Here is a 1225-nt window from a genome sequence, read left to right as displayed (position 1 = left end):
TTAAAAACATTGTACCGTAAAAGAGGCATTCATTTGACCTTTTTGCTTTTACACAATTATATGGACTTTATCGTTCATCGCCTTTCTTGTATAAAAGTGCACGGTTTTTTCGCTCAGCAATTAAAATACCTTGCACTTAGTATATCAAAAAATCAACAGAACTGTTAAGAGGACGGCATTTAGATATTATTCAGTGTACACTAATTAATAACAAATAAAAAAGACAAGTTATAGAGATTTTATCTCAACTTGTCTTTTTTAATGAACAAATTAAAACATATTGATAAGTTCATTTATGAAACTCTCGTATAATAATTTGGTAATGATGTACATAAATAATAAGTTAATTAAAAAGGATAAGGAAGTAAAATAATAGCTTTGATGATTCCTTTGTAGGGATAACTGATGGAAAGCGATAATAATTGGGTTGATTACCATCATGATCACCACCACTATTGTGACTAAAATTAAAAGCCAAAGAGAATCTTCAGGCCGGAAGGGATTAATTGAAATTATCCCTAACAAACTAAGTAACATTAATCCAGCAAATATAAATAAAAAGGGAACCTGAAGTCCGAAGTATTTACTGAATAACTGTTTATTCGAAATAGGATGATTCGTTATTTTCATTATCAGTAGGTTTGCAAAGTAACCACATACCAAGAGCAACAGAAATATAATAAATAATCTACTCGTTAAATTAAAGTAGGGTAAACGGGTTTGATTAAGAGCATAACCTGAAAACTCTATCCGATAGATCTGATTTAAGATTGCATAAATAAAAGTAGCAATGAGAAAGGGTAATAGAAAAAAGGCTATTAAGGCATTAGGAAAATCTTGCTCATCATCTAAAAAAACTAGATTTGGTTTTTTGAAACGTTCAATGGCATATTGGAAAAAGGATTTAGATAGTCTCTTCATTTTTTCAAAGGATGGATTACCTTCTATTTGTGATGACTGATCAAGCATAGCGTGACCACAAGATTCGCAAAAATTCCCACTTTCTTGTCTGTTCCCGCAACTGGGACATGTTATCATTATCTTACTCTCCTTTATTTAGTTTTTAATATAGTCATACTTTCCATGAAAAGGGATGTATGAACCATTAGATTATAACTAATTATCTTTCAATAATCAACATTATCCATTATAATATAGCTATGAAGAGTAAATTTATTTAAATGCATATTACTTGCTCAAACTGTGAGTTAAATTTTACCATCTG

Annotated in this window: 1 protein-coding gene; it reads right to left on the bottom strand. The window is 30.0% G+C overall.

Annotated elements, in window-relative coordinates; all coding sequences use genetic code 11:
• Positions 1-270 precede the first annotated feature (270 nt).
• Complete coding sequence (locus ABD814_RS12540) at positions 271-1038, bottom strand: hypothetical protein (protein WP_344913844.1); 768 nt, start codon at positions 1036-1038, stop codon at positions 271-273.
• Positions 1039-1225 lie beyond the last annotated feature (187 nt).

The organism is Amphibacillus indicireducens (genome assembly GCF_039539605.1).
Classification (GTDB): Bacteria; Bacillota; Bacilli; order Bacillales; family Amphibacillaceae; genus Amphibacillus; species Amphibacillus indicireducens.
Note: the sequence above shows the minus strand (reverse complement) of the source record. Positions and strands in the feature narration are given on the sequence as shown.